Origin of the sequence: Halomonas sp. 3F2F (assembly GCF_014897805.1) — a bacterium.
Classification (GTDB): domain Bacteria; phylum Pseudomonadota; class Gammaproteobacteria; order Pseudomonadales; family Halomonadaceae; genus Vreelandella.
This window is the reverse complement of the sequence record NZ_JABUZE010000042.1, coordinates 1-24,042: the sequence shown is the minus strand read 5'-3', so window position 1 is coordinate 24,042 and position 24,042 is coordinate 1. Positions and strand designations below refer to the sequence as shown.

Annotated in this window: 24 protein-coding genes and 4 tRNA genes; 20 read left to right on the top strand and 8 right to left on the bottom strand. The window is 49.9% G+C overall.

Annotated elements, in window-relative coordinates; translation table 11 throughout:
• Nucleotides 1-36 precede the first annotated feature (36 nt).
• Nucleotides 37-804, bottom strand: a complete 768-nt coding sequence (locus tag INT21_RS05355) for a DUF1338 family protein (protein WP_193084929.1) — start codon at nucleotides 802-804, stop codon at nucleotides 37-39.
• Nucleotides 805-926: 122 nt separating this feature from the next.
• Complete coding sequence (locus INT21_RS05350; RefSeq protein WP_038484415.1) at nucleotides 927-1,190, bottom strand: GrxA family glutaredoxin; 264 nt, start codon at nucleotides 1,188-1,190, stop codon at nucleotides 927-929.
• A gap of 141 nt (nucleotides 1,191-1,331) precedes the next feature.
• Between INT21_RS05350 and hybE the strand changes: the two genes are divergently transcribed.
• Together hybE and INT21_RS05340 are read left to right on the top strand one after the other, a co-directional pair.
• Nucleotides 1,332-1,769 carry a [NiFe]-hydrogenase assembly chaperone HybE gene (hybE, locus tag INT21_RS05345; protein ID WP_193084928.1) on the top strand — a complete coding sequence of 146 codons (438 nt, stop codon included), beginning with the start codon at nucleotides 1,332-1,334 and terminating at the stop codon, nucleotides 1,767-1,769.
• Nucleotides 1,770-1,844: 75 nt separating this feature from the next.
• A complete protein-coding gene (locus INT21_RS05340) occupies nucleotides 1,845-2,618 on the top strand; it encodes a 3-hydroxybutyrate dehydrogenase (RefSeq protein ID WP_193084927.1) in 774 nt (257 codons plus the stop codon).
• A gap of 52 nt (nucleotides 2,619-2,670) precedes the next feature.
• Here the strand turns inward: INT21_RS05340 and INT21_RS05335 are convergent, their stop codons facing one another.
• Genes INT21_RS05335 through INT21_RS05325 form a run of 3 tightly spaced genes read right to left on the bottom strand, consistent with a single transcriptional unit; the run spans nucleotide 2,671 to nucleotide 4,947 of the window.
• Entirely contained in the window at nucleotides 2,671-3,210 is a 540-nt protein-coding gene (locus INT21_RS05335) for a response regulator transcription factor (RefSeq protein ID WP_089038419.1), read from the bottom strand.
• Between the two features lie 38 nt (nucleotides 3,211-3,248).
• Nucleotides 3,249-4,523 carry an ATP-binding protein gene (locus INT21_RS05330; RefSeq protein ID WP_089038418.1) on the bottom strand — a complete coding sequence of 425 codons (1,275 nt, stop codon included), beginning with the start codon at nucleotides 4,521-4,523 and terminating at the stop codon, nucleotides 3,249-3,251.
• 7 nt (nucleotides 4,524-4,530) lie between these two features.
• Nucleotides 4,531-4,947 (bottom strand): hypothetical protein, encoded by a 417-nt coding sequence (locus tag INT21_RS05325; RefSeq protein WP_083004445.1) that lies wholly within the window; start codon nucleotides 4,945-4,947, stop codon nucleotides 4,531-4,533.
• A 149-nt stretch (nucleotides 4,948-5,096) separates the two neighbouring features.
• Here INT21_RS05325 and pyrC point away from each other — a divergent pair, with 149 nt between their 5' ends.
• Nucleotides 5,097-6,134 (top strand): dihydroorotase, encoded by a 1,038-nt coding sequence (gene pyrC, locus INT21_RS05320; protein ID WP_089038417.1) that lies wholly within the window; start codon nucleotides 5,097-5,099, stop codon nucleotides 6,132-6,134.
• An 82-nt stretch (nucleotides 6,135-6,216) separates the two neighbouring features.
• Here the strand turns inward: pyrC and mtnN are convergent, their stop codons facing one another.
• Together mtnN and folD are read right to left on the bottom strand one after the other, a co-directional pair.
• A complete protein-coding gene (gene mtnN / locus INT21_RS05315) occupies nucleotides 6,217-6,930 on the bottom strand; it encodes a 5'-methylthioadenosine/S-adenosylhomocysteine nucleosidase (RefSeq protein ID WP_193084926.1) in 714 nt (237 codons plus the stop codon).
• A 48-nt stretch (nucleotides 6,931-6,978) separates the two neighbouring features.
• On the bottom strand, nucleotides 6,979-7,845 hold the full coding sequence (gene folD / locus INT21_RS05310) for a bifunctional methylenetetrahydrofolate dehydrogenase/methenyltetrahydrofolate cyclohydrolase FolD (RefSeq protein ID WP_089038415.1): 867 nt from the start codon (nucleotides 7,843-7,845) through the stop codon (nucleotides 6,979-6,981).
• Between the two features lie 332 nt (nucleotides 7,846-8,177).
• Here folD and INT21_RS05305 point away from each other — a divergent pair.
• The 10 genes from INT21_RS05305 (at nucleotide 8,178) to INT21_RS05260 (ending at nucleotide 15,149) form a co-directional block, all read left to right on the top strand.
• A tRNA-Pro gene (locus tag INT21_RS05305) sits at nucleotides 8,178-8,254 on the top strand.
• A 92-nt stretch (nucleotides 8,255-8,346) separates the two neighbouring features.
• Nucleotides 8,347-8,423: transfer RNA gene (locus INT21_RS05300), tRNA-Arg, on the top strand.
• A 57-nt stretch (nucleotides 8,424-8,480) separates the two neighbouring features.
• A tRNA-His gene (locus tag INT21_RS05295) sits at nucleotides 8,481-8,555 on the top strand.
• A gap of 46 nt (nucleotides 8,556-8,601) precedes the next feature.
• Nucleotides 8,602-8,676, top strand: a tRNA-His gene (locus INT21_RS05290).
• Between the two features lie 542 nt (nucleotides 8,677-9,218).
• Nucleotides 9,219-10,460, top strand: a complete 1,242-nt coding sequence (locus INT21_RS05285) for an NAD(P)/FAD-dependent oxidoreductase (RefSeq protein WP_089038413.1) — start codon at nucleotides 9,219-9,221, stop codon at nucleotides 10,458-10,460.
• Nucleotides 10,461-10,606: 146 nt separating this feature from the next.
• Nucleotides 10,607-10,816, top strand: a complete 210-nt coding sequence (locus INT21_RS05280) for a putative motility protein (protein WP_089040872.1) — start codon at nucleotides 10,607-10,609, stop codon at nucleotides 10,814-10,816.
• Between the two features lie 277 nt (nucleotides 10,817-11,093).
• On the top strand, nucleotides 11,094-11,405 hold the full coding sequence (locus INT21_RS05275; RefSeq protein ID WP_089038412.1) for a helix-turn-helix domain-containing protein: 312 nt from the start codon (nucleotides 11,094-11,096) through the stop codon (nucleotides 11,403-11,405).
• Nucleotides 11,398-12,627 (top strand): type II toxin-antitoxin system HipA family toxin, encoded by a 1,230-nt coding sequence (locus tag INT21_RS05270; protein ID WP_193084925.1) that lies wholly within the window; start codon nucleotides 11,398-11,400, stop codon nucleotides 12,625-12,627. Before INT21_RS05275 ends, INT21_RS05270 begins: the two co-directional genes overlap by 8 nt.
• Nucleotides 12,628-12,746: 119 nt before the next feature.
• The gene (locus tag INT21_RS05265; protein ID WP_089038410.1) at nucleotides 12,747-14,336 is read left to right on the top strand and encodes a peptide chain release factor 3; all 1,590 of its coding nucleotides are present in this window, start codon (nucleotides 12,747-12,749) and stop codon (nucleotides 14,334-14,336) included.
• A gap of 21 nt (nucleotides 14,337-14,357) precedes the next feature.
• Complete coding sequence (locus tag INT21_RS05260; protein WP_193060376.1) at nucleotides 14,358-15,149, top strand: TatD family hydrolase; 792 nt, start codon at nucleotides 14,358-14,360, stop codon at nucleotides 15,147-15,149.
• On the opposite strand, the gene ygfZ is transcribed toward INT21_RS05260, so the two are convergent.
• Nucleotides 15,146-16,114 (bottom strand): CAF17-like 4Fe-4S cluster assembly/insertion protein YgfZ, encoded by a 969-nt coding sequence (gene ygfZ / locus INT21_RS05255; RefSeq protein WP_193060377.1) that lies wholly within the window; start codon nucleotides 16,112-16,114, stop codon nucleotides 15,146-15,148. The two genes, INT21_RS05260 and ygfZ, sit on opposite strands and share 4 nt — an antisense overlap.
• A 177-nt stretch (nucleotides 16,115-16,291) precedes the next feature.
• Here ygfZ and INT21_RS05250 point away from each other — a divergent pair, with 177 nt between their 5' ends.
• The 7 genes from INT21_RS05250 to INT21_RS05220 all read left to right on the top strand — a co-directional run bounded on the left by INT21_RS05250 (nucleotide 16,292) and on the right by INT21_RS05220 (nucleotide 23,962).
• Entirely contained in the window at nucleotides 16,292-16,489 is a 198-nt protein-coding gene (locus INT21_RS05250; protein ID WP_038484371.1) for a hypothetical protein, read from the top strand.
• A complete protein-coding gene (locus tag INT21_RS05245) occupies nucleotides 16,489-16,896 on the top strand; it encodes an OsmC family protein (protein ID WP_193060378.1) in 408 nt (135 codons plus the stop codon). Before INT21_RS05250 ends, INT21_RS05245 begins: the two co-directional genes overlap by 1 nt.
• A gap of 25 nt (nucleotides 16,897-16,921) precedes the next feature.
• Nucleotides 16,922-18,946 (top strand): excinuclease ABC subunit UvrB, encoded by a 2,025-nt coding sequence (uvrB, locus tag INT21_RS05240; protein WP_193084924.1) that lies wholly within the window; start codon nucleotides 16,922-16,924, stop codon nucleotides 18,944-18,946.
• A gap of 3 nt (nucleotides 18,947-18,949) precedes the next feature.
• The gene (gene nei, locus INT21_RS05235; protein WP_193084923.1) at nucleotides 18,950-19,771 is read left to right on the top strand and encodes an endonuclease VIII; all 822 of its coding nucleotides are present in this window, start codon (nucleotides 18,950-18,952) and stop codon (nucleotides 19,769-19,771) included.
• 178 nt (nucleotides 19,772-19,949) lie between these two features.
• Nucleotides 19,950-21,455 carry a fumarate hydratase gene (locus INT21_RS05230; RefSeq protein ID WP_089038405.1) on the top strand — a complete coding sequence of 502 codons (1,506 nt, stop codon included), beginning with the start codon at nucleotides 19,950-19,952 and terminating at the stop codon, nucleotides 21,453-21,455.
• Between the two features lie 118 nt (nucleotides 21,456-21,573).
• Nucleotides 21,574-22,992, top strand: a complete 1,419-nt coding sequence (gene cls, locus INT21_RS05225) for a cardiolipin synthase (RefSeq protein ID WP_193084922.1) — start codon at nucleotides 21,574-21,576, stop codon at nucleotides 22,990-22,992.
• 52 nt (nucleotides 22,993-23,044) lie between these two features.
• The gene (locus INT21_RS05220) at nucleotides 23,045-23,962 is read left to right on the top strand and encodes a LysR substrate-binding domain-containing protein (RefSeq protein ID WP_089038403.1); all 918 of its coding nucleotides are present in this window, start codon (nucleotides 23,045-23,047) and stop codon (nucleotides 23,960-23,962) included.
• Nucleotides 23,963-24,042: the final 80 nt, after the last annotated feature.

Here is a 24,042-nt window from a genome sequence, read left to right as displayed (position 1 = left end):
TAGTCGACTACTCTTAACAGGCGTGAGCTAATCAGCTCACGCCATTTCACAGCGGGTGTGGAAAGGAAGTAGGATTTCAGCAATACGCTCATGGTCATCGCCGACATGTTTTTGCACGAGTGCTAGTCCCCCCAGACAAAGACGATGCTCATCGCCTGAGCTGAAAACGGTTTTTTGTGGCATTGCAGGATAAAATCGATGCTCAAGTAGCGGTGACACGGAAAATACGCCGTTTTGTTGCCCCTCAAAACTGGGCATGCCGCATGCTTCAAGCTGACTATGCAAGGTGTCTAGGGGCTCGCCAATCGTTGAGCAGTCGAAACCTGCGTGATGCAGTCTAGGGCCCATGATCGCTAGCCAGGCAGCGAGGGGATGTGCCTGTTGTAGCTGCTGATAGAGCGCCCAAGAGGGCATTGGCCATGGGCGTCCTCGGCTTAGTAAATTTTGCCCTTGGCAATCGGCCGGATGGCTTTGTAGCACGAGCTGCGTTAATGCTTCGCGGGGTGCTTTTGAAAGCGTACCCAGCTGCAACTCTGCTAATACCAGCCAACTGCTATTGTCATTAGGTGCAAGTAAATGCACCAAAAGGCCTTTATCTGCCATAGCGTAATGGCCAACTGATCGGTAGCCCATATGTGCAAGGCTGGTGTTGAGCTCGCTAGCAGCAAAGGGACCATGATTTAGCGTCACCAAGGTCAAATACTCGGCTGACGTACTTAGTGGCCACAATCTTAGTCCGCCAAGGTCTGGGTGTGTATGTATGTAGTCCAGCCAAAGCTGTTGAACAAACTCCTCTCGCTGCATTGGGATACCCTCGCCGCCTAATCGAACGTCACATGAACTGTCATATAAGCTGTGATACTTCAGTATAGGCAAGCGAAGATTTGGTTGTTCAACGGGTGTAAACGTCAGTTTTAACGCCTGGGTTAAGAAGCCAACAGCTGCTGTTGGCGCACAAAATGGTCGAACTCAGTAAAACCGCCTATGTGCTGTTGGTCAACAAACACTTGGGGGACGGTATGAATAGGCTTGCCAGCCGTTTTTGCAATATCTTCCTTGGTAACGCCTTCTGAAGGCATATCAACGTAGCGGTAGCCTTCTATCTTTCCGTTACTCTCTAAATGCTCTGCGAGATGCTTTGCGCGTACGCAGAAGGGGCATGACATGCGGCCAAAAATTACCACAAACATCGTAGAAACTCCTTTAGGATAAAGATCTATTAAAAATGGGTTGCCTATTGTGGCGCAGCTCATGCAGTTTGGCTAATAGCGCTACACTACACGCTTCATTAAGCCGTGTTATGGGCGAATGTTTAATCATCGGAAGAGCGTATGCAAACCTTAGCTGCCCAAGAATACGCACGCTTAGCTGAATTAGCGTTGCATTATCGAGATGCGCATCTGCGCTCAATGAAGCAGGCGGATCATTATAACCCTCGTCTTGGTGTTGATGCGCTGTGCTTCCAGCCTTGGGAAGAGGAGCATGCGTCACTACTGGTCGGTGCGTTAATAACACCTTGTGCGATGTGGCTAGTTGCTGTGCCGCGCCTGAATCAGCATGCCTCTCTGGGGAATCTATTGCGCCTCAACCTTCCTGCTGGCCACTATTCGCTTTCATGTGAACCGTTGCCCAACGGCAGTGAGCTTTATAAGCGCATCATTCTGGAGGATCTAAGTGATTTAGAAAGTATGCAGGAAGCTGCGCGACTGGCCCAGCGCATGATGATGCAGTTAATGGTGTCTGATAAATCTTCTCCAGAGGTTGGTTAGGCAGAAACGTCTACCTCTATCTACACTGTTGTTTTTACATTTTTACTCTGAATAATCTCAGCAAAAGGAACGTTTATGTCCTCTGAAAAAGCTGTCACACCCCGTGTTGCTGTGGTCACTGGCACTAGCAGCGGTATTGGTGAAGCGGTGGTGAAACATTTCTGTGAGCAGGGTTTTCAAGTGTCAGCAGTAGACTTTAACCCGGCTGGAAAAGAAGTGGCTGACGCGGCTGGCGCAGCGTTTTATCAGGGGGATTTAACCGACCCCGACGCGTGCCGTGGCGCGATTGCTGACGCGGTTAAACGCTTTGGTGGCGTCGATATTTTGGTTAATAATGCAGGTATTCAGCACGTCGCTTCTATTGAGACGTTCCCTGAAGAGAAGTGGCGTCAAATCATTGATTTAATGCTGACAGCGCCGTTTTTGCTTACCCAGGCAGCATGGCCACATATGCGTAAAAAAGGTTGGGGGCGTGTGATTAATATTGCGTCTGTGCATGCACAGGTGGCTTCACCAGGCAAAGCCGCTTATATCAGTGCCAAGCACGGCATGATCGGACTAACGAAAACCGCCGCTTTAGAAGGTGGTGAGCAGGGGATTACCGCCAATACTATTTGCCCCGCCTATGTGAAAACACCGCTGGTAGATAATCAGATCGCCGACCAAGCCAAGCTACATGGGATGGATGAGCAAGAGGTGATTGAAAAAATCATGCTGAAAAACGCAGCGGTTAAGCGCTTGATTGAGCCTTCCGAGGTTGCTCAGCTAGTTGCTTACTTAGCCTCCGATGCGGCAGGCGCTGTAACGGGTGCCAGCTGGAACATTGATCTAGGATGGACCGCCCAATAACATCAAGTTGACGCCCACTCTTTGCGTCGCCGTTGCGCAAAGAGTGGGCGAATTACCGACGTACCGGGCGCTTCTGTAATTTGCGTTGTAATGTGCGCCGATGCATACCGAGTGCCCTAGCCGTGGCTGAAATGTTGCCATCATGCTCTTGCAACACCTTTTGAATGTGCTCCCACGTTATACGGTTGATAGAGGGAGGGTTGTCGGCTAGCTCAATATTCGGATCACCATCCTGATGGTCAAAAGCGGCAATAACATCGTCGGCATCCGCTGGTTTGCATAGATAGTTAACAGCGCCAAGTTTGATGGCTTCTACCGCTGTGGCGATGCTGGAATACCCCGTTAATACCACAATGCGGCAATTCGGTGCGCTTGCCAGCATGTCGGGCAGTAGCTTAAGCCCGGAACTATGCTCAAGTTTTAGATCGAGTGTTGCCATCGTTGGCATGAACTGCGTGATCAGCGCCATTGCTTGATCAGCATCGTGGGCAACTTGCACCTCAAAACCACGACGCGAAAGCGCTCTGCTTAGCACGTGACAAAACATTTCATCATCGTCGACGATTAGAAGGCGTTGGTCTTGCGTCTGCATGATGTCCTCGATTTTCTGGCGAATGCTCTGCGTCGCTGTTACTTATCAGGGGCGGAACAAAGCGGCAGCGTCACTTCCGTTAACGTACCGCCTTCAGGATGATTGTACAGGCTTACTCCACCACCGAAACGATTAATGGTGGCATGGGTTAAAAACAGCCCAATCCCCATGCCTTTGCTTTTGGTGGAAATAAACGTGTCGCCTAGCTGGTCAGCAATCGACATGGCGATGCCGGGTCCATGGTCGCGTATATCAATAACAACGCTTTCATCTTGCCAATCCAATCGAATAGCAATTTGTTCTGGATTGGCGTCGGCGGCGTTATTCAGCAAATTGGTTAGCGCTTGATCTAATGTGGCATCGACGGCCAACCAGGGGCGGCCGCGTTTCTCGGCAACATCAAAAAAGTGGCTAACATCTGGCCTGATAACGAGCCAGCGTTGCACAACGGCGGCTAACCACAGTTCAGCATCCAGTATCTCTGGTTCTGCCATGCGCCGACGATCAGCCGTCGCAACAAGGTGTTGTAAGCGCGATTTGCACACGTCTACTTGCTGGCGAAGAATGGCTATATCTTGTTGCAAGGGGGAGTCATTAGGCGCGTCCTGGTACATTTCATTGAGCAGCACGGCCATGGTTGAAAGCGGCGTGCCAAGCTCATGAGCCGTACCAGCGGCTTGAGTAGCAACGGCTAACACCTGTTCATTGCGCAGTGCCGCTTCTCGCGTGCGAGATAGTGCTTTATCTCGATTACGCAGTGCATGGGCCATTTTGTAGATAAAGAACGTGACCAGTCCGGCTGATAAGCCAAAATTAAGCCACATACCCAATACGTGAAGGCTTAGTGGGCCGTCGCTGTTAATGTGGCCCAGCTGAGGTATCGGGTGATAAAAGAACATCAGGTAGGTGTAACCTGCCATTGAACACGCGGCGATGATCCAAGCATGCCGCCAGGGAAGGGTTGCGGCGGCGATAGTGACAGGCACTAAATAGTAAGTAATAAAGGGGTTTGTTGAGCCGCCTGAAAAATAAAATAGCAGCGTTAAGCCTGCAATATCGGCCAATAAGTGGGCAAGATATTCGAAATGATTAACCGCTTTGGGTCTGCCTAAGCGCCACCATGTGACGATATTCAGTATCCCCATGGCAATCACAACACTGACGACTGCAGTCACTGGCAAGTCGAAAGCGAGTAGCTCAATGCCAACAATAATGGCCAGTAAAAAGCCGGTCCATGTGATACCTCTGACGATCGTTAATCGAACGAGGTTACGGTTTGGCGTCGAAAGCGGGAGAGGCAGGGGGGTAGGCATAGCGTGCTTATTTGCTCGATGCTTTCACGTTGTGAATAACATATTTAATAAATAACGTCATAACGAACGTCAGCCATCCCGCTGAGGCAAGCAAGTTGAATAGCAGCATTTTAGGAGGTAGCCAGGCACTGCCCAGAACGGCTTCTAACATGATATGGAAAAACATAGCGAGCAAGAGTGGTAGTGCTAGCGTATGAATCCACATGTCAGTACGGCGCTTACGTACATGGTAGCGTTTCAACAAGTAACGCATTGGACGGTGCGCCCAGCCGAACAGCACGAGAGCACCAACAACGAATAGGACCGCCAGCGTCGGTTCGGTACTCCCAAAATACATTGAAAAGGATATCGACCAGGCAAGACCAAGCCAAAGTAATCCTTCAATACTGGCGATAATGTCCGCATAGCGACGCACATTCTGCATAAAAAACTGAATCCTTGACCTTACAAAGTGTCGCCATGATACGACACTTGGGAACGGCTGTGGGATGGATAGGGGAGATTTATCCATTACCCGTATTGGGTATACTGTTCTGACCCTTTGACTAAATTCATTTCTGCACAGGACTTGCCGTGGACGCTATTACGTTGACTCGCCCCGATGATTGGCATCTTCATTTACGTGATGATGAGGCGCTAAGCGCTGTGGTAGGTCATACCGCCGCCCAAATGGGGCGTGCGATTATAATGCCTAATTTAAAGCCGCCGATAACCACTACCGCGCAAGCACTAGCATATCGGCAGAGAATTTTAGCTGCGTTACCCGAAGGGAGTGCATTTGAACCTTTGATGACGCTCTATTTAACAGACACGACGCCCCCTGAAGAAATTGAGCGTGCTGCTGAAAGTGGTGTCGTGAAAGCCGTGAAGCTCTATCCCGCGGGCGCTACCACTAACTCTGCATCGGGCGTCACCGACATTGCCCACTGCGATGACACGATTGCGATGCTAGCAAACGTTGGTATGCCGCTGTTGGTGCATGGTGAAGTGACCGATCATGACATTGATATTTTCGATCGAGAAGCGGTGTTTATTGAGCAGGTTATGAAACCGCTTTTGGCTAGGCACCCTAAGCTTAAGGTAGTGTTTGAGCATATTACGACCCAGCAGGCTGCCGAGTTTGTTGCTGCTGCGCCTGATAATATTGCGGCCACGATCACAGCTCATCATCTGCTGTTTAACCGCAACAAAATGCTGGCAGGTGGTATTCGTCCGCATTATTACTGCTTGCCCATTCTAAAGCGTGAGCAGCATCGCCAGGCGTTGTTGAAAGCGGCGACCAGTGGCAGTCCTAAATTCTTCTTGGGCACCGATAGTGCGCCGCATGCCCAGGGTGACAAAGAGTCTAGCTGCGGCTGTGCAGGGGCATATACGGCGCCTGCTGCCATTGAGCTCTATGCAGCAGCCTTCGAAGAAATGGGGGCCTTAGACAAGTTAGAAGCGTTTGCCAGCCTCAATGGACCGCGCTTTTATGGATTACCGGCTAATGCTGATAGCGTGACGTTGGAGCGTCGTTCATGGAGTCTGCCGGCGCATTATCCCTATGCGGCTGGTCAGCATATTATTCCGCTAATGGCGGGCGAGAGCTTGGCATGGAAGCTGAAAGCGTAGCTTGTATAGCTAGATAGCAAATCAAAAAAACGGAGCCGACTGGCTCCGTTTTCTTAACGCTTTAAGCACGCTTTCTTAACGTCTATTGCTTGATCTTACCAAGCTCGATCAGCATCTGATCCACCATCCGTGATGAATGGTCTGCCGCGATGTCTAAAAATTGCTCGAATGACAGGTGGTTGTCACCGCTTCCGGGTATATCAGACAGCGCGCGAATGACCACAAATGGGCAGTCATAAAGATGGCATGTTTGAGCAATAGCGGCGCCTTCCATCTCGACGGCTAGCATGGTTGGAAACTGTTCACGGGTAGTCGCGACACGAACAGGGTCGGCCATAAAGGCATCGCCTGTGGCGATGAGCCCTTCACGTACATTGACTTCACCTAATGCGGCAATGGCGTTGCGGGCAATATCACGAAGTTGTTTGTCTGCTTGGTAGGCTGCCGGCATGCCAGGTACCTGACCAAGCTCATAGCCAAAGACCACTGCGTCAACGTCATGATGGCGAACTTCATCCGAAATAATCACATCACCAATAGCAAGATCGCTCGCAAAGCCGCCTGCGGAACCGGTGTTAATGATCGCATCAGGCTGGTGCCGCTCAAGTAAAATCGCGGTGCCTACCGCCGCATTGACCTTGCCTATCCCCGACTGCAGCACAATAATTTCCAAGCCGTGACGTGTGCCCGTATAAAACACGAAGCCAGCATGCTCGTAGCGTTCAGCGCCTTCTAGCTGTCCTGCCAGTATGTTCACTTCCTGCGCCATCGCGCCGATGATTCCAATACGTTGCACTCGTGATTACTCCTTAAGAAATCGTTAACGGCAGTGGTGTGTGTAACACTACTGCTCCAGGCCTTTGTCGTGCCGTTCAGCGGCTTCTAGCGTGTTTTCAAGCAGCGTGGCAACGGTCATCGGCCCAACGCCGCCAGGCACGGGTGTAATGAAACTGGCACGCTCTGCCGCGGCTTTAAAATCAACGTCACCAGTGAGCGTGCCGTCGTCTTGGCGATTAATGCCAACGTCAATCACGATGGCACCCGGTTTGATCCATTCCCCTTTGACAATACCGGGTTTGCCGACAGCGACAACAACCAAGTCAGCGCGGCGCACATGAGACTCAAGCTGTAGCGTGAAGCGGTGGCATACCGTGGTGGTGCAACCTGCCAGCATCAACTCCAACGCCATTGGCCGACCGACAATGTTGGACGCGCCGACTACAGTGGCATCTAACCCTCGTACGGAAATGCCGCTATGGGCAAGCATGGTCATAATACCTTTAGGTGTGCAGGGCCTGAGCGAGGGCATACGTTGCGCCAGACGACCAATATTGTATGGGTGAAAGCCGTCGACATCCTTGTCTGGGCGAATGCGCTCAAGAATAGGGCGAGAGTCTAAATGCTCTGGCAATGGCAGTTGAACAAGAATGCCGTCAACCGTTGCATCGTTGTTTAACTGATCGACCAGTGCTTCAAGTTCATGCTGCTGCGTATCAGCGGGTAGCGCATGCTGGAAAGAGTGGATGCCTGCCTGCTCACAGGCGCGGTGTTTGTTGCTGACATAAACATGGGAGGCTGGGTCTTCCCCGACCACAACAACAGCTAGTCCAGGTGCCCGCGCGCCAGCTTGCTGGCGCGCGCTGATTTTCTCGGCAACTTGCTGGCGGACATTAGCGGCGATGGCCTTGCCATCGATAAGTTGGGCGGTCATGTAATAGAATCCCTGTGAAGGTTAGAAACGAAGCTGAGTGACTATGTCTAGGCCGTGGCGTTTAAAGTATGGGAGGGCGGCGCGTGAGCATCGTACCCGAACCTCTGTTGAACACCGATACTTAAACCTCGCTATCTATAACTCAGCACCTAGTATTGTGTGGCTGAGCGCAGGAGGTCACTGGCTTTCGAGAAGGGCTGATTTTCGCATGCTAGGGCGACAAGGCAAAGCTTCTAACGAATCAATCACTTTAGGTGTTGACTTTAAACTCAGAAATAGTAATATATGCCTCGCTTGAGACGGGACATGCAGCAGCGTCTAAGGTAAGAAATCGGGATGTAGCGCAGTCTGGTAGCGCGCCTGCTTTGGGAGCAGGATGTCGGGGGTTCGAATCCCTCCATCCCGACCACATACCTAGCGCGGAAGGTGGTAACTTGCTTTTCCGAACATTGGTTGTGGTCAAGTGCTCATCAGTATTCAGTCTCTTAGAATGCTTTATGTGCGCCCATAGCTCAACCGGATAGAGCAACGGCCTTCTAAGCCGTAGGTTGCGGGTTCGAGTCCTGCTGGGCGTGCCATTAAGGCTTTTTAGTGGACGCATTCGGTAAGACATGTAAGTCAGTACTTCATCAATGGTGGATGTAGCTCAGTGGTAGAGCCCCGGATTGTGGCTCCGGTGGTCGTGGGTTCGATCCCCATCATCCACCCCATTTGATGACTCGTATTAATTATATGCAATTCTAGTTTTAGGTTGTGGTGGATGTAGCTCAGTGGTAGAGCCCCGGATTGTGGCTCCGGTGGTCGTGGGTTCGATCCCCATCATCCACCCCATTAACCTTGATGTTATCCTCAAAAAAATCCTATCGCGTTATTATTACTTTCCCCTTTATTAATTATTTTGTTTGAAACCAAGCTGACCTATGTTCGGCTTTTTTGCGTTTTGGTCGCTAGTGTTTTAAACCCTTCGTGTTTTAAGCCTCTTTCACCTTATTTGGCTACGCAATGCCTTTCCTGGGGTTTGCCTTTGATTCATTTCCTGCCCGAAAAAATATCTCTCTACCTGAAATTGCTGCGAAATTTTCCTAGGCTTCTTATCGCGATGCCGCCTTAGTAGGGGGCAGGCCTGCGCTTGATGAGCCGCTTAAAAAGGTCTTTAGTAAGAAGCGCTGGTGCATTTTGATGGCTTTGGCGATACGTGCAGTGAAGTCATCTATATTATTTTTTAATGCGATATTTGTTGCTGCTTTTGGGTCTTAAAACAGTTTTTTAAGCTATGTTAATGCTGTTTAGATAGTGATATTTTTTAACGAGTTGTTCGTTGAAAATAATCATTTGAACTGTAGGCAGTATTTTCTTTTACGGAGTGCAACGCAATGGCGCGTCAAACGGTGGTGTTAGGGGCAGGTATGGTCGGTGTCAGCATTGCATGGCACTTGCAGCAGCGTGGTCATCAAGTAACGCTGGTTGATCGCCGCCAACCTGGTCGTGAAACCTCTTTCGGCAATGCTGGCATTATCCAGCGCGAAGCGGTTCGTCCTTATGCTTTCCCGCGGGATATGAAAACCATCCTGAGCGTGCTGCCAAACAAGCGTGTTGATATTCGTTATCGGCCTGCCGGCATGATTAATGCTGCTTCGCCGCTGTTGAGCTACTGGCATAACTCTTCCAGCCGACACTATAAAAAAATAGTGCCTGAGTATGCGTCATTGATACAGCTCTGCTTGAAGACTCACGGCCCCATGATTGAAGCGGCAAAGGCTGATCATTTGGTTCGCCGGGAAGGCTGGTTGGAAATTTATCGCACGCCCGGAGAGCTAGCAAAACGTGTAAAAGAAGCACAGGACGCCCGTGACAATTTTGGTGTTCAGTTTGACGTTTTGGACCGCGCTGCATTAGAGGCTAAAGAGCCAGATTTAGGTAGCGATATTATTGGTGCTATTCACTGGCTTGACCCTTGGACAGTTGCCGACCCAGGTGGGCTGGTTGCCGCTTATGCCGATGCTTTTGTCCAGCAGGGTGGACGTATCTTGCAAACTGATATTGAGGGGTTGAAGCAACAAGGAGAGCGCTGGCAAGTCGATACGGCTGCTGAGTGCTTAGAAGCAGATGAGGTTGTCGTTGCGCTAGGGCCATGGGCAGGTAGCTGGCTGAAAGGCTTAGGCTATCATTTCCCGACCTTTGTTAAGCGTGGCTATCACATGCACTACGCCACACAGCCTTCTAAAAAGCTTCATTACTGGTTAATGGATGCGGAAGTGGGTTACTTGCTTGCGCCTATGAATGCAGGCGTTCGGTTAACCACCGGGGCTGAGCTTGACCGGCTTGAGTCGCCAGCAGATGAGCAGCAGCTAGCTGCTGCAGAAAAAGTTGCGCGCACGATATTCCCCCTCGCTGAGCGTCGCGACGCCTCTGCTTGGAAAGGCGCACGACCATGTTTGCCTGACATGAAGCCTGTTATAGGGCCGGCTCCCAAGCATCGTGGCCTGTGGTTAGCTTTTGGACATGGGCATCAGGGATTTACCCTAGGTCCTGCTACCGGGCAATTACTGGCGGATATGATAGAAGGTAAGCCGACTGAGATTGATATGGCGCCTTTCAGGGCTGACCGTTTCTAAATCAGTGGGTAGCTGTTGGCTTTGTACTGTTGGCTTAGTACTGTTGGCTTAGTACTGCTGACTAAGTACTTAATGGGAGAGGTGCTTGGTAGTAAAGCATGATGTTTGCTATCTTGATGCAACATATCGCAATCGTGAGGTGGAAGATGGATGTTGCCGTAAGCAACGCAGTGAGCACCGCACTCTATATGAATCAAGCACAATCTGCTGAACAAGCACAGATGCAGCTTTTTAAGCAGGCTCTTGATATGCAAGCACAGCAAGTGTCGGAAGTGCTTGCCTCTGCTAACATGGGCGCTCAGCCAAGCCTTGCCCAAGAGGGCAGCGTTGGGACTCAGGTCAATACTTACGCCTAGCCAAATAAACGTCAGTACGAAAAAAGCGCCGACATGTTCGGCGCTTTTTTTTTAAATTTCCCTTAACTACTTTCCTAGTGGATGCCGTAACTCTTCTTGAGATTGAGCTAAAAAGCATTCCTGGTCGGCAAACGCGATGTACCGTTGTTTATCTGCTATAGCATATCAATAATACTGCATTGATGTGCTATGGTAGATCAAACTTGTGTTATTTCACGTTTTTTGATATGTTTTTACATATATTTTATGGTTAATGATATGTTAAAGAAGATCAAGCATGAGTTACGCAACAGAGCAAATACTGGAGAGCCTTCGAGAGGCTCGCGCACGTAAGGGGTTTAGCCAGAGAGAGCTGAGCGCTCGATCGGGTGTGCCTCAAAGCCATATCTCGAAAATCGAGTCTGGAGGCGTTGACCTAAGGGTTTCCAGCTTGATTGCACTTGCGCGTGTACTCGACCTGGAGTTATTTGTCGCGCCTAAAAAATCTGTGCCAGCGATAAAGTCGATCATTCGAAGTAGCAAAGGTAATCAGGATGAGGGTGAAGAGGTGTCACCCGCATACCATTTAGATGGTGACAGCGATGATTAACAATGTGTCCACTCTAAACGTTTTGCTCTACGGCGAGCCTATCGCAACGATCACCAACGTCGGCAATGACAGAACGCTATTTGCCTTTACGGATGCTTACGCGAGTGATGCATCTCGGCCTGTGTTAGGGCTTGGCTTTAAAGATTCACTTGGTGGTTTGCTCACTAACTTCAAACCTACCCAAACCAAATTAACGCCTTTTTTCTCCAATCTACTGCCAGAAGAAACGATGCGTAACTACCTGGCAGAGCGTGCTGGCGTGAACCCAGCGCGGGAGTTTTTCCTATTGTGGGTGTTAGGGCAGGACTTAGCGGGAGCGATCACTGTTGAAACTGCCGATGGTGAAACGCTGCCGCCTAGTGTGCATCAAGAAATAGAAGATGGAACCAAATGTGAAGCAGCGATGCGCTTCTCATTAGCGGGTGTGCAGTTGAAATTTTCAGCAGTACAACATGCCAATAGCGGCTTGACGATTCCAGCTACGGGTAGAGGTGGCTCATGGATTGTGAAATTGCCATCACCTCGCTTTGAAGGCGTACCGGAAAATGAATATTCGATGATGGAATTGGCACGAATGTTAGGAATGGATGTGCCAGAAATTCAGCTGCTACCCATTAACCAGATTGCCAACATTCCGGAAGGAATCGAAAAGTATGGCGGCTCGTTTAAAAATGCTCAGGCCTTTGTGATCAAGCGTTTTGACCGTGCTGATGGGCAAGCAGTACATATTGAAGATTTTGCGCAAGTCTTTGGCGTGTATCCTCAAGATAAATACAAAAAGGCTAGTATGCGTAATATCGCGCAGGTTATCGGCATAGAAGGTCAAGAGGAAGACATTGCTGAATTTACTCGCAGGTTGGTATTCAATACGTTAATTGGCAATGCAGATATGCATTTGAAAAATTGGTCTGTGATTTACAAAGACAAGCGCTCTGCATCAATTGCACCGGCATATGACTTTGTCTCGACCATTCCCTACATTGCTGATGATAGTGCCGCGTTAAAGGTTAGCCGCAGCAAAAAGTTCAGTGAGTTCAATCTGGATGAACTATCGCATTTAGCGGCCAAAGCCATGTTGCCAGAAAAGTTGGTGTTGGATACGGCCAAGCAAACCGTAGCTGGTTTCCATGAAGTATGGGCGAAAGAAAAAGCCCATTTGCCGCTCACCAAATCTATGATTGAAGCAATTGAGAAACACTTGCTAGGCATACCACTGCGCTGACTCAATGAACATAGCACCAAACCCCTCATAACGTTACAATCTGCCCCATTCTGAACATCTCAGCGTCGGTGACCTTTAGGTTAAGTGCATAGCTGAGTACAAATCTCTGTAGAGGTAAGATGAAAGATACACAGTTAGCTCGTGAGGCGGAACTTAGAAGGACGTTCGCTATCATTTCGCACCCCGACGCTGGTAAAACCACCATCACCGAAAAAATGCTGTTATTTGGGAATGCTATTCAGTTAGCGGGCTCTGTTAAGAGCAAGCGTAATGATCGCCATGCCACATCAGACTGGATGAAGATGGAGCAAGAGCGCGGGATCTCGGTCACGACGTCGGTGATGCAGTTCCCTTATGGTGGGCGTATCGTGAACTTGCTGGATACGCCGGGGCACGAAGACTTTTCTGAAGATACTTACCGTACATTAACCGCGGTGGATTCCGCGTTAATGGTGATTGATGGTGCAAAAGGTGTTGAGGATCGCACCATTAAGCTGATGGAAGTCTGCCGTTTGCGCACCACGCCTATATTAACGTTCATCAACAAGATGGACCGCGATATCCGCGACCCCATCGAAGTCATGGACGAGGTCGAGACAGTACTCAACATCCAGTGTGCGCCGATGACATGGCCGATTGGCATGGGGCGGCACTTTAAGGGCGTGTATCACCTCTATAACGATGTCATTCATCTGTATACCCAGGGGCAAGGCAGCCGTATTCCAGATGACAAGCGAATTGAGGGTTTAGATAACCCGGAAGTTGACGCTGTACTTGGCGAAGAGCAGGCCGAAGAGTTGCGCATGGAAGTCGAGTTGGTGCGCGGTGCTTCCCATGAGTTTGATCTTGATGCCTATCGCCGTGGTGAGCTGTCGCCCGTGTACTTTGGTACCGCAATGGGTAACTTCGGCGTACGAGAGATGATGGATGGGTTTGTTGAGTACGCGCCTCCGCCCCAGCCACGCGAGACAGATATCCGTGAAGTAACCGCTCAAGATGATCGCTTTACGGGGTTTGTGTTTAAAATTCAGGCGAATATGGATCCGAACCATCGTGACCGTATTGCTTTTTTGCGTGTCTGTTCCGGTAAGTACGAAAAGAATATGAAGATGCGCCACGTGCGGATAGGCAAGGATGTGAAAATTGCCGACGCCCTAACGTTTATGGCGTCAGACCGTTCTCAGGTAGAGGAAGCCTGGCCAGGCGATATTATCGGCTTACACAACCACGGTACGATTCAGATTGGTGATACCTTCACAGTTGGTGAAGATATGCGCTTTACCGGCATTCCTCACTTTGCGCCAGAGTTGTTCAAGCGTGTTCGTTTAAAAGACCCGTTAAAAATGAAAGCGCTACAAAAAGGGCTCCAGCAGCTCTCAGAAGAGGGCGCTACGCAGGTCTTTATGCCGATGGATAACAACGACCTGATTCTTGGTGCTGTCGGTACGCTGCAGTTTGACGTTGTTGCCCACCGCTTAAAGGAAGAGTACAAAGTTGACTGTCTATATGAAGGGGTCAATGTACAAACCGCACGCTGGGTCTATTGCGAAGACGCCAAGATGCTGGAAGAGTTTAAGCGTAAAGCGAGCTCAAACCTTGCTATCGATGGTGGCGGCTACCTGACGTATATCGCACCAACGCGGGTCAACCTGCAGATGACCCAAGAGCGCTGGCCGGATATTCGTTTCCAGCCCACTCGCGAGCACTGATCGTATGTTGACTGCCTTGCTATGTTGATTGATGCCCACTGCCACCTGGATTTCGAGGCATTTGACGATGATCGCGATGCGGTCATCGAAAATGCCAAGGCGGTGGGCGTCGAACACTTTGTTGTGCCATCAACGACGCGCTCCCTATGGCCAAATGTGTTGACGCTTGGCGCGTGTAAGGAGGTAAGTAGCTGTGTTGGTCTTCACCCTTACTTCATTGATCAACACGTTAACCACGATTTAGTCGCCTTGGAGCAGCTTTTAGCTGAGCAGAAAGTCGAAACCGAAAAACGCGTTGTGGCAATAGGTGAGTGTGGTATCGATGGCCGCTTTACGGAGTCATTAGATAAACAGTGGGCCTATTTCGATGCGCAGCTCGGTCTAGCAAAGCAGTTCGCTTTACCTGTTGTGGTGCACTGCGTAAAAGCCAATGATCAGGTAGGCAAACGCCTACGCCAGCTGGCGCTTCCCCGCGGTGGGCTTATCCATGCGTTCTCAGGTTCTTATGAGCAGGCCGCTAAGTTTCTCGATCTAGGCTATACCCTGGGATTGGGAGGGGCGATTACCTACGAGCGCGCGCAACGACTTCGTAGCGTGGTGTCACGCTTACCTGACGATGGCTTTGTGTTAGAAACTGACAGCCCCGATATGCCGCTTAGCGGCTATCAGGGGCAACGTAATGAGCCATGCAGGGTGGCAAAGGTAGCTGACGTGGTGGCAGCACTCCGGCATCAGCCATTTGAAACAATAGCGGCACTGAGCAGTGCAAATGCTATTCGCTTATTTCAGCTGCCATATTTCAATTCCTACTAGGCGGTTAGGCTGCTGGCCAGCTGTTCAGGATCCAGGCGCTCAACGGTATAGGGCAGGTCGCAGAGCGTGACCGGATGCCCTTGCCAATAAAGGGGGGAGAGCGCTTCAATCGCTTTAGTATTCGCAACGGCGAGCATCTCAATTTGCTGCTTGTCGCTAAATGCACTGCTAACGATTTCACCTACGGTTTTATCCTGCTCATCCACTAACGTGTCACCGATCTGGGGTAAGCTGTTAACACTGGCGGTAACGCGCACTAAGCGTTTTTTCACTTGGCCTCGGAAATGCGCCCGTGCGACGACTTCTTGTCCTGTATAGCAACCTTTCTTAAAGCTAATTCCCCCAAGTGCTTCCCAGTTCAGCATTTGTGGGAGGAAGTGATCTTGCTGTGGGGCTGTTAACCACGCCAAACCACTGCGGATATCTGCTAATTGCCACGTGTTAAGCGCATCTTCATCATCATTTATTGCAATGGCGTTCTGTTCAGCAGAATTTTCTATACTGATTAACCAACGCCCGCCACCTGGCTGGCATAGGGCTGTTGCTTGGGCATTGCTGTGATGGGTATAAGGTTGATCAGGAAGCGCTAAACCAAACGCTTGAGCAACCTCGTTGGCACTTTCGCTGGCGCCTACGATAAGCATCGATGACTGAGCCTGCAATTCGACGCGATAAAAAGCGGCAAATTTGGCTAAATGACTGGCGAGCATATCGATCAATGAGGTGCTCAACAGTAGCCTATAATGGTCGTTGCTGATTTTTAGTAATTGAGCATTGGCCAGCATTCTTCCCTTTGGTGTGCAAAAGCAGGTAAGAGGCGCAAAAAAACCATTGGCTAAACTAACTTGTGCGCTTGTTTGCCCTTGCAGGAATTTCTCAGCATCTGCACCTTTGACATCTAAGGCGGCGAGGTGAGGCAAACGGACGCAGCCATTTATCTTGAGTAACGAAGAGACAGTCGCCATATAGACTCCATAAGGGAAGATAGGGTAAACGTAACGTAATCGCATTTGTATCAAAGGTGCGGGCACTGCGGGTAGATTGCAAGGGCTCTGGCGCGTGCTAGACTTCTTGGGCTGTATCAGTTTTGCATAGTTTTCAATAGCGTACTCACTTCAATTCAGCGTAGAAAAGGGCAAGGAATGGCATATCAATCATTAACGTTCCAAGGTGTCACAACAGTCGATCAGGTGAATAAGATTACCACGGCGCTGATGATGCTGGATGGCGTCGATAGTGCTGAGGTAGGGCGCCACGGAGCAGAAGTAGAAGGGCGAGCTAAGCGTGAAGCGCTTATAAAAGCGGTCGAGAAGTTAAACCTCGGTATAAAGGTTTCCTGATGCATAAGCCAATCACGATTATTAGTGAGCGTAACCATACATTTCGTCAGCGTATTGAAGTCGATGGTTTGGAAGACCTCTATGGTGACGTACCGCCGGTAGTCGGAGGAGACGGTAGTGCACCAGACCCGCATGATTACTTTGATATTGCCCTAGGTACCTGCAAAGCGATTACCGTGCAAATGTATGCCAGGCGCAAAGAGTGGCCGCTGGAAGGCATCACCGTTAAAGTGCAGCGCGATGATAGTGAGGAAAGAAAAGGTGTCTATAAGTTAGCCGTGACGATGGCTTTCCACGGTATTGATGATCCTGAACAGCGGGCAAAGCTAGAAGACATTAGCCATCGCTGCCCGATACAGCGGTTGATGACCCAGGCGACGGTAGAAATTTCCACGTTTACCGAGTAGTACACTTCCTTTTTAAGGAGTAATGATGAGCAAGGAATTCCGGCTGCAGTCCAAATTTAAGCCTGCTGGTGATCAGCCCGCCGCGATACGCAGTCTGATTGGTGGGCTTGAGTCGGGGCTTGCCCATCAGACCTTGTTAGGGGTGACTGGCTCGGGTAAAACGTTCACGATGGCAAATGTTGTGCAGCAGCAGCAGCGCCCAACGATTGTAATGGCGCCCAATAAAACGCTCGCTGCCCAGCTATATGGTGAGTTCAAATCGTTTTTTCCGGATAACGCTGTCGAATATTTTGTCTCTTACTACGATTATTATCAGCCAGAAGCCTATGTCCCTTCTTCAGATACCTTTATTGAGAAAGATGCCTCGATAAATGACCATATCGAGCAAATGCGCTTATCTGCTACGAAAGCGCTGCTCGAGCGCCGTGATGCGCTTATCGTTGTCTCGGTATCGGCAATCTATGGTCTCGGTGATCCGGATCAGTATCTTAAGATGCGATTGCACTTCACCCGTGGTGAGCTAATTGATCAGCGTGCTTTTTTACGCCGCTTGGCCGAGTTGCAATATACCCGCAACGATATGGATTTTCGTCGAGGCACCTACCGGGTACGGGGCGATGTGATCGATATTTTCCCCGCAGACTCTGACGAGGAAGCGGTGCGGGTGGAGTTGTTTGACAACGAAGTTGATTCTATTCGCCTATTTGATCCATTAACTGGCGAGGTGCGTACCCATGTGCCTCGCATGACCATCTATCCTAAATCTCACTATGTTACTCCGCGAGAAACTATTTTAGGTGCTATTGATGCGATCAAGGCAGAGCTTAAGGAGCGTCTTGAGTGGATGCGTAAGCACGAGCGTTTAGTTGAAGCGCAGCGTTTAGAACAACGAACCCTTTACGATATTGAAATGATGCTAGAGCTTGGCTACTGCAACGGCATTGAGAACTACTCGCGCTACCTTTCAGGCCGCGCACCTGGCGAGCCACCCCCGACGTTCTTCGACTATCTGCCGGATGACGCGTTACTGTTTATTGATGAGTCTCATGTGAGCGTACCCCAGGTTGGCGGTATGTATAAGGGCGACCGTTCTAGAAAAGAGACCCTGGTTGAGTATGGATTTCGGCTACCCTCAGCGCTAGATAACCGCCCAATGAAATTTGAAGAGTGGGAGTCTATTTCGCCACAAACCATCTTTGTGTCGGCAACGCCAGGCAAGTATGAAGCAGAACATGCCAGTCAAATTGTCGAACAGGTGGTGCGCCCAACGGGGTTGTTAGACCCAGAAATAGAAGTTCGCCCCGCCAGTACTCAGGTTGATGACCTGCTCTCAGAAATTGGCTTACGTACCGCCGTTGGTGAGCGTGTTCTGGTGACGACGTTGACTAAACGTATGGCGGAAGATTTGACCGAATACTTTGATGAGCACGGTATTCGCGTGCGCTATTTACATTCGGATATTGATACCGTTGAGCGGGTAGAAATTATTCGCGACCTGCGTCTTGGTAAGTTCGATGTTTTAGTGGGTATCAACTTACTTCGAGAAGGCTTAGATATTCCTGAAGTGTCGCTTGTTGCCATCCTGGACGCGGATAAAGAGGGCTTTTTACGTGCTGAGCGCTCACTGATTCAAACCATTGGCCGTGCAGCCCGTAACGCCCATGGTAAAGCTATTTTATACGGTGACAAAATCACCGATTCAATGCGCAAAGCCATCGATGAAACCGAACGTCGCCGCGCCAAACAGACCGCTCATAACGAAGAGCATGGCATCACGCCAACCACCGTGACGCGCTCCGTGGCGGATATTCTTGAAGCCGCCCAGGCACCAGGCAAGAAGAGCAGCCGTCGCCGTGGAAATGAGCGCAAAGTGGCAGATAGTGCTGCTGAGTATGATGTGACCACGATGAGCAAACACGATCTGCTGGCGGCTATCAGCAAGCTAGAGGACGCCATGTTTGAAGCCGCGCAGAACCTGGAGTTTGAAGAGGCGGCGAGACTTCGTGATCAGCTTCATCAAATGCAAGAAAAACAGCTGGCGCTGGGGTAATCGATGCCTGAAGGCCCTGAAATCCGCCGTGCAGCAGACAGAATTGAGCAGCAGATAGGTGGCAAACATCTTGATGATGCGTGGTTTGCATTTCCTGAACTCGCCGTGCAAGCGGATTCATTGATTGGTCAACGGGTTCAGGCAGTTGATACGTGGGGCAAGGCCATGCTCGTCCGTTTTGCAGACCATCGTGTGCTGTATTCCCACAATCAGCTTTATGGCGTATGGAAGCTACATAGCGAGAATAGGCCGCCAAGCACGAAAAGGTCATTACGAGTTCGGCTGGTTGCTGAGGGCAGGGTGGCTAGTCTTTATAGCGCGTCTGATATTTCGCTCTGGCATGAGAGTGAGTTGAGCCATCACCCTTTCTTGTCTCGCTTGGGGCCTGATTTATTAAGTCAAAACGTATCACCTGATGATGTGAAACAACGCCTGACTGATCCAGCGTTTATGCGCAGAAGCCTGGGTGCATTGTTACTTGATCAAAGGCTTGTCGCTGGGTTAGGAAATTACTTGCGCTCTGAAATTCTTTTTTTATCTAACGTTCACCCTAAGAAGCGCCCATGTGACTTAACTGAAAATCAGTTAGACCTGCTCGCCACTATGGTTGTGGAAACGACGCGTCAGGCGTATTTGGAAGCGGGTGTTACTAATCGTGAGGCATGGATTAAACAAGCCATTGCCTCCGGTGAGCCACGCCGACAATGGCGCTTTAGTGTGTTTGAACGGGCTGGCCTTTCCTGTCACCGCTGCGGCTCAGTAATCGAACGCATAATGGTTGGCTCTCGCCGTTTATATTTATGCCCAACGTGCCAATCTCCATAATTTATACCGTTATCTTTGCATGCCGCTGATGAAAACCAGACTAATGCCCTAGTTATCAGATGTAGGTTAGCCGTGGTTGTGGCTGCCGCATATAAGGCCAATACGGTATACTACCGGTACATCTAGACGGCCATTAAAAAGGCCGCAGCCAAGACGATAACCGAGGAGCTGTTTGTCCATGACCGTGATTCGCCAGGACGACGTCATTCAGAGCGTTGCCGATGCTCTACAGTACATCTCTTACTACCATCCTAAAGATTTCATTGATGCAATGTCAGCCGCTTACGAGCGTGAAGAGAACCCCGCGGCGAAAGACGCGATTGCACAAATCTTAATTAACTCAAGAATGTGTGCTACGGGACATCGTCCAATTTGCCAGGATACGGGCATTGTGACGGTGTTCGTTCACGTGGGTATGAACGTCACCTGGGACGCCGAGCTAAGCCTCGATGACATGATTAACGAAGGCGTGCGCCGCGCGTATCAGTTGCCTGATAACGTGCTGCGTGCTTCTGTTCTTGCTGATCCCGACGGTAAGCGAGCCAATACCAAAGACAATACCCCCGCGATTATTCACCATTCGCTTGTGCCTGGCGATAAGGTCGATATCCACGTCGCCGCGAAGGGCGGTGGTAGCGAAGCTAAATCTAAGTTTGCGATGCTAAACCCATCCGATAGTGTTGTGGACTGGGTGATGGAGCAGTTGCCCAAAATGGGCGCAGGCTGGTGCCCGCCGGGTATGTTGGGAATTGGTATTGGCGGCACCGCTGAAAAGGCGATGATAATTGCCAAAGAAGCGCTGCTCGACCCTATTGATATACAAGATTTGCAGGCGCGAGGACCTAGCAACCGCGCTGAAGAATTGCGTCTGGAACTGTTCGATAAGGTGAATAAGAGCGGTATTGGTGCTCAAGGCTTAGGTGGTTTAACCACGGTGCTGGATATTAAAGTTAAAGACTATCCAACCCATGCGGCCAATAAGCCTGTGGCAATCATTCCCAACTGCGCAGCCACGCGTCATGCGCATTTCACGCTTGATGGCAGTGGCCCCGTGGCGCTTCCTGCTCCTAAGCTTGAAGACTGGCCAGAAATCACCCGCGAAGCAGGCGATAACGTCAAGCGCGTTAACCTGGATAGCGTCACTCCCGAAGAAGTCAAAACGTGGCAGCCGGGTGATACGCTGCTGTTAAACGGTAAGCTATTAACCGGCCGTGACGCGGCGCATAAGCGCATGGTGGACATGATTGCCAAAGGCGAGCCATTGCCAGTTGATATGAAAGGCCGCTTTATTTACTACGTGGGTCCTGTTGATCCGGTAGGTGACGAAGTCGTTGGCCCCGCTGGTCCTACCACCGCGACTCGAATGGACAAATTCACCCGCACCATGCTTGAAGAGACCGGCTTGCTTGGCATGGTTGGTAAAGCGGAACGTGGTCAGGTCGCCATTGATGCCATTCGCGATAACCAGGCGGTTTATTTGATGGCTGTTGGCGGCTCTGCTTACCTTGTTGCCCAAGCAATTAAGAAGTCACGTGTTGTTGGTTTTGAAGACCTAGGAATGGAAGCTATCTACGAATTTGAAGTTGAAGATATGCCGGTCACGGTCGCTGTCGACAGCCAAGGAACTTCCGTCCACCAGACAGGCCCGGCCAAATGGAAGGAGATCATCGCTCAAAAGGCGTAGCATACTGATGGCGTAGAACCGCAGTCAGTGACAAATAAGCCCCGTCTCTCGCGGGGCTTTTGTGCATTAGCAGTGCAATAATCTGATCAACAGCTCACTTGATAGCGAGGAACAGGCAATGACCTCATGGTTGCTAGGGACCAGCATTATGCTGATACACCTATTGGGTATCGTGTCAGCGGTCATGGCGCTTATGTCGAGCAGAACGTCCCAGGGGGCTATCGCCTGGATTATTTCACTATTAACGTTTCCTTATGTTGCGCTGCCTGCGTATTGGTTTTTCGGACGCCCGCGTTTCTATGGCTATGTAACAGCAAGAGGGGAACGAGATAACGTATTACGTCGAGTGTTGGTACGTTATCGCCATAACATTAAGCCGCACCTTTCATCGCCGATTAGCACTGATATTCAGGCAGTGGAGCAGCTGGCAATGATGCCGTTGACTAAAGGTAATAGTGCCGACTTGTTGATCGATGGTGAAGCCACTTTCACAAGCCTTTTTGAGGGTATTGATCAGGCAAAAGACTATCTTCTGCTGCAGTTTTTCATTGTACGTAACGATGCTTTAGGCAAACGATTGCAGCATCATTTGATTAAAGCTGCACAGCGGGGTGTGCGTGTTTATTTTCTATACGATGAAGTGGGTAGCCGGAAACTAAACGATGGCTTTTTAAATGAGATGATCAAAGAAGGCATCGAAGTAAAAGCATTTCGTTCTTCTCGTGGCTTCAAACATCGCTTTCAGCTTAATTTTCGCAACCATCGTAAAATAGCAGTCGTAGATGGTAAGCAGGGCTGGGTAGGTGGTTTTAATGTTGGTGTAGAATACCTTGGGCAAAATCCACGGCATGGCCCCTGGCGTGATACCCATTTAGCGCTTGGTGGCCCGTGTGTGCTGGGTTTACAGGAAGCTTTTTGGGAAGATTGGCACTGGGCAACAGGGGAAGTCATTACCTTAAACTGGCATGCCGAGAGTCATCCGCAAGATGATCATCATGTGGTTATCGTGCCATCCGGGCCGGCCGATAAACAGGACACGGCTAGCCTTTTAATCCAACAGTTAATTCATAGTGCTAATGAAAGGCTCTGGGTAACCAGCCCGTACTTCGTGCCAGATCAAGGAGTACAGGATGCGCTTAGGTTAGCAGCAATGCGGGGCGTAGATGTACGGGTTATGATTCCCGAGCGGCCCGATCATTTATTGGTGTTTCTATCTGCATTTTCATTTCTGCCTGATATGTTAAGAGCAGGTGTAAAAATATACCGTTATCTCCCTGGTTTTTTACACCAAAAGGTCATGCTTATTGACAGCAACGCAGCAACTGTCGGCACAATAAACCTGGATAATCGATCTTTTAGGCTCAACTTTGAAATAACGGCTTTCATACCCAGTGCCGCATTTGCTAGTAAAGTACATGCCATGTTAGAGCAAGATTTTGCTCAGTGTCGACGCGTTACAATTGACGAAATTAGCCAGCGCCCAATGTGGAAGAAAGTAGTTTCTCGTGCGGCATATTTAACCGCACCTATTCAGTAATCAATAATAACCCTGCACGCCGCTAACAACGATTAGGCAAAAGGAGTTTTGGGTGAATTTAGAAACAAAATGGCTCGAGGATTTCGTTGCATTAGCCAATACACGAAGTTTTTCGGCATCTGCCAGGCAACGCCATGTTACTCAGCCTGCATTCAGTCGCCGTATTCGTGCGCTAGAACAAGCGGTAGGGGTCATCTTAGTAGATCGTTCTACAACACCGATTGGCCTGACCTCAGAGGGCCAATTGTTTTTGATCACCGCACGCAACCTAGTGGAGCAATTGAACGAGTCATTAAGCCATCTCCGGGGAGTTTCTATTGCGAATGAAGCGCTTGATATCGTCGCGGCACACTCACTGGCATTAAGCTTTTTCCCACCTTGGATTTCTCGTTTACAAAAAGGCTTGGGTGAACTGCCTACACGATTGGTCGCCATGAACGTTGGGGAGGCTATCCATGTTCTGCGCGAAGGTAACTGTGATCTGATGCTGGCATATTATGACCCCTTTGCCACTATGCAGCTGGACGCAGAAGTCTTTCCTTCTTTCTCGATCGGCCAAGTAAAAATGTTGCCGGTTTCACTCCCAGATGAAGACGGCAAGCCGCTTTTCTCGATTCAAAATGACAGCTCAATTCCCTATTTAGCCTATACGCAGGGTGCTTTTCTGGGGCGAAGTGTACGCATGCTGCTTAAAAACGACCCATTACGACTGAAGCTGCGCACGGTTTATGAAACGGCCATGGCGGAAGGATTAAAAGGCATGGTGCTTCAAGGAGTGGGGGTTGCTTGGATTCCTGATTTTTGCATTCGTGAAGAGCTCAAAACCGGCAAATTAGTAAGAGCTGGCGATGAAAATTGGGATATCCCTCTAGAAATTAGACTTTACCGCTGTTCGTTAGTCCATAAACCCGGCGTTGAGCGTCTCTGGCGTCAAATGATGAAATTGCCACGCGATTTTCTGCAGGCTTAGCCTGCAGAGCGACTAGAAAAAAGCCTTAGATTTTAAGGCTCTTCGACGTTGGGTGTGGAATTCGCCCCCTGAGCTGGGCC